Here is a 4,360-nt window from a genome sequence, read left to right as displayed (position 1 = left end):
CAGTAAGATGCTCTTGGTACTGAAGAATGAGGGTAATAAGGACTTTCAAATTGATTAAGTGGCTATATATTCGGTGAAAAATAAATAGAATCAGATAAGCGTAGAAAGCCCAAAAGAAATAAATTCCAGTATAATAGTCTTCAATACGATAATCATTGGAGACGATACAAATGAGTGTGCGCGTTGGTGTGGCCGAAGAACAGAAAGCAGCAGCTATTCAGGAAGTCAAAGCTGCGATGAAAATAAACAAGGATTTACGCAATAAAATATTGACTTAGAGTACACTCTAGATGTTATCATTTTTTCATGGAGGATAGCATATGGCAAAATACAGTATTGGAGAAGTTGCAAAAATAACGAACTTGTCTGTCTATACATTAAGATATTATGAACAAGTTGGGTTACTTTCTTTTCCCAATAGAAAGTCCAATGAAATAAGAACATACACCGAAGACGATGTAGACTGGATAAAATTTTTAATTCGTTTAAAAAGAACGGGAATGTCTATTTCTGAAATGAGAAACTATTCCGTTCTTAGAAAAGGCGGTCCCTCAACTATAAAAGAAAGAATAGTTTCGTTAAGAAAACAACAAGAGATAATAAATTTTGAAATTGAAACTCTCGAAGATATTTCAGCTTATATTGAGGAGAAAATTAACATCTATCTTGAAATGGAAAGGAGAATAAATGAAGAGTAACCTAAAACCACATTTAAATTACCTCATTATGTCATTTTTCATAACGCTTATACTAGGCAGTTTAAATATTAATAGCCTGACCTTTAACATTTCAGAAATAGAATTTCATTTTATTAATATAACTGTTTGGTTCAAAACATGGGTTATAGTTTTTTTACTAATTAATATATTGATTAGCCCTATTTCAAAACTAACAAACAAATTATAAAAGGAGAAAATTATGCTATATGTAACAGCTTGTTTAAATATAATCAGCACTGAAAATGTTGACTATATTATGAAAGAATTTAAAGATTTAGAGAATGAAACATTAAAAGAAAAAGGTTGTATCTATTTCCATGTTCACTTATTAGATCAAGAAAAAATCATGCTATGGGAAATATGGGAAGATGAAAACGCACTAAATAACCATCATCAAATGCCTCATACTGTATCCTGTGCAAATAAAAAACTCACAGAAGTTAACTGGCTTTTGAAAAATCAATAAAATTTTACTATTTGGGTTAGCGTCAGGAAATCGGATTTACAACTTTAAGAAAATTTCAATATTAAAAAGCCTAATTTCTGAATTTATTGCTGAGAAATTAGACTTTTTTCATTCGTTCAAAAATGCGGCTATTTCAAAGAATGATTGTTTATTTTTGATACTATTATATTGCTGATCGTTCTTCAGTATGGTGCTTAGGAATACGTATTACCCCCGAAGCAGTTAAAGTCCTTCGTTCTGGTAAGGGAGACAAACAACGTACTGTCCTTTTAAATCAAAAAGTCATTCAAGCTTTAAAAGATTACTTAGAAGTACGAAAAAAACATAAGTATACAGACAGTCCTTATTTATTCTTATCTAACAAGGGAGCAAAGTTAAGCCGTATGACAGCTAACAATATGTTTCAAAAGTATAGTCACTTAGCTGAATTGGAACAAGTGTTAAGCCCTCATGATTTAAGACACTATTTTTGTTCTCATGCTCTTGAGAATGGATTTGATGTACATGAAGCGGCTCATATTGCAGGTCATTCAAATATTCATACCACGTTGATTTATACCAATCCATCTATAATACTATAAATGAGCAAAAACGGATACAAAAAATACCAATATAAGACTAGGCGATTTTGAATCGCTCACAGATAGCCTGAAATGAAATGCCCTTTTGGGCGGACTCGTAGACAAACTGGAGGCGATCCCGCTGAACTTGCTTGCGTACGGAGCGCAATCCATCGCCAAAAGGGCAAGTGTATCCCAACCCGACCGTGCAATACAGATGAGTCCAAGCCAAGAGTATCCACAAACGAATAAAAGCTTTAGTCGAGCGAACCTGATACGTGTCAAAGCCCAAATTGTTTTTGGATTGGCGAAAGAAGATTTCGATAGGCCAGCGTTTGGCATAGTATAACGCAATAGTTTCGGTTTCCAAAGAAATATCCGTGCAGCAAAAAGCGCGCAACGCTTTCGGCTCCCCGAATGCCTGCTTCGGCCAACAAAGTAAAACCACGGCGTTGTCTATTCCATTCAATGCCCCTTCATAGCGATACATCCAGTACGACGAACCGTTCACGGTGACGAGGCGAACGTCTTCTTTGCGGATGTGCCGAGCGAAGTCTTGAATGGAAATCCGGATGCCTTGGGGATAGAGAATCCGATTGGTTTTCAGTGCACCGATGACCTGATAGCCTGCCGCTGCGTACGCATCAATGACGCGGGGACAGATAAACCATGAATCGACCAGACAATACCCGCCATGAGGCGGGAGAGGCAAGGTCTGAGCCATGTCACAAACCCGGTCGATTTTCGTATATACGGTGCCGTCCGGGTGAGTGAACGTCTTGTCGTATAGGTCAATAGAATGAATTAAAGACAGGTCTGAACAACCGAGAACGGTGGCCTGTACCTGATGCCCCCAGACGACCCTGCCTAGCAGATGGGAGTGATGAAAACCGGCTTGCTCCATAGGAAAACGGGCCTGTGACGAAGGCTTTGTTTTCTGAGCAATCGTATCGTCGTGAATGACAAACAGCGGCTCCGCCGTGCGCCGGGAGGTTTCTAGGATCTGGCGAAAAGATTCTGTTTTGACTTTGTTTTGCAGCACCGTTTCATCCCATACGCCTTCAGCGAGAAAATGGCCCAATGTGGTACGATGGCAGTCGCTATATTCCGCCAAATCCGTAACCTTCCCGCGAAATCCTTTAGCCGTTGCCGCTGTCATATACGTTTCCACATGTGCTAAAACAGGCTTTGAAAAATACAACGGCAGCCGGTGCTGCAACAAATAGTTGCGGATCGCGTTGGGTTCAGTTACGATGGCGGTATGAGACATAGTGATTTCTCCTTCGTAAAAAGTGTGTTGTGGTGACTACTTTTTAACACAAGGAAAGCACTTTGTCTCTATTCTTTTTGGTTTTTACAGTTTACTGGAAGTAAATTTGCTCATTTATAGTATAATATTCGGTGAAAAATAAATAGAATCAGATAAGCGTAGAAAGCCCAAAAGAAATAAATTCCAGTATAATAGTCTTCAATACGATAATCATTGGAGACGATACAAATGAGTGTGCGCGTTGGTGTGGCCGAAGAACAGAAAGCAGCAGCTATTCAGGAAGTCAAAGCTGCGATGAAAATAAACAAGGATTTACGCATGCATGAAAGGTACCAGACGATCCTCATGCTGTTACTTGGCGAATCTTACGAACGCATTTCCGAAGTGACCGGACGGGCCCTTGCGACCTTATATAACTACAGCAAAGCTTACAGAGAACAAGGGATTCAGGGGCTACAAATCGGACGACCTCCAGGACGAAATCGCTTGTTAACTGCTGAGCAAGAGCGACAAGTCTATGAAGTGGTGACAATCCAAACGCCTGCGGATCAAGGATTTCCGGCGCAGATGAACTGGACTTCTCCACTCGTACGAAAATGGATGGAACAAACGTGGGATATTCGGTATTCGGATCGGGGTACACGAGACCTACTGTACCGTTTAAAACTTAGCTTTACGAAGCCGACTTACACACTGGCTAAAGCCGACCCACAGAAACAAGAAGAATTCAAAGAAAAATTTCAGGAGTTAAAAAAACTCCTCGCTGGGCACATCGACCGGATTCTGTTTGAAGATGAGTCGATGATCCGGGATTACCAAGCGCTCTCTCGTACATGGTTTCCCAAGGGGCAGCAAAAAATCATTCCCACCTATGGCAAGCATTGGGGAGCGAAGCTGATTGGGACGCTGGATTATGAATCCGGTGAAGTGTTTTGCATACAAGAAGAACAGTATACCGCCAAAGAATTCTTGTCTTTTTTGGAACGAGTCTTGGAAAAGTACAAAGGCGACCGAATCGTGATGATTTTGGACAATGCACGAATCCATCACGCCGACCTCATCCAGCCATTTTTAACAGCAAATCAAGCCAAACTCACCTTGGTTTATTTACCTCCGTATAGTCCAAATTTGAACATGATTGAAGAATTATGGGGCTGGCTGAAATCATCCGTGATTCATAATGTCTTCTTTGACTCGGTACAAAAAATTCGTAAAGCGGTTCAAGGATTTATTCGATTGATTAATGAAACGCCGGCTGCTACCGTTGAACGGTTATGTCTGCAATTCTAAATGTTAAATGCCGAATATATAGCATACATGGTTTGCTGAAATGGGTTTTGTTTTG

At 39.8% G+C, this 4,360-nt stretch carries 5 protein-coding genes; 4 read left to right on the top strand and 1 reads right to left on the bottom strand.

Annotated elements, in window-relative coordinates; all coding sequences use genetic code 11:
* The first annotated feature begins 320 nt into the window (after positions 1–320).
* The 3 genes from L696_RS0102700 (at position 321) to L696_RS29140 (ending at position 1,766) form a co-directional block, all read left to right on the top strand.
* On the top strand, positions 321–698 hold the full coding sequence (locus L696_RS0102700; protein WP_025682281.1) for a MerR family transcriptional regulator: 378 nt from the start codon (positions 321–323) through the stop codon (positions 696–698).
* Between the two features lie 220 nt (positions 699–918).
* Complete coding sequence (locus L696_RS0102690) at positions 919–1,185, top strand: putative quinol monooxygenase (protein ID WP_025682279.1); 267 nt, start codon at positions 919–921, stop codon at positions 1,183–1,185.
* A gap of 167 nt (positions 1,186–1,352) precedes the next feature.
* Complete coding sequence (locus L696_RS29140) at positions 1,353–1,766, top strand: tyrosine-type recombinase/integrase (RefSeq protein ID WP_081750673.1); 414 nt, start codon at positions 1,353–1,355, stop codon at positions 1,764–1,766.
* A 37-nt stretch (positions 1,767–1,803) separates the two neighbouring features.
* Here L696_RS29140 and L696_RS0102685 read toward each other — a convergent pair whose 3' ends face one another.
* Entirely contained in the window at positions 1,804–3,015 is a 1,212-nt protein-coding gene (locus L696_RS0102685; protein ID WP_025682278.1) for an IS701 family transposase, read from the bottom strand.
* A gap of 228 nt (positions 3,016–3,243) precedes the next feature.
* Here L696_RS0102685 and L696_RS29135 point away from each other — a divergent pair, with 228 nt between their 5' ends.
* On the top strand, positions 3,244–4,305 hold the full coding sequence (locus L696_RS29135) for an IS630 family transposase (protein WP_025682277.1): 1,062 nt from the start codon (positions 3,244–3,246) through the stop codon (positions 4,303–4,305).
* Positions 4,306–4,360 lie beyond the last annotated feature (55 nt).

Source organism: Paenibacillus maysiensis (genome assembly GCF_000520815.1).
GTDB lineage: Bacteria > Bacillota > Bacilli > Paenibacillales > Paenibacillaceae > Paenibacillus > Paenibacillus maysiensis.
The sequence above is the reverse complement of the archived record's forward strand: the minus strand, read 5'-3'. Positions and strand labels throughout refer to the sequence as shown.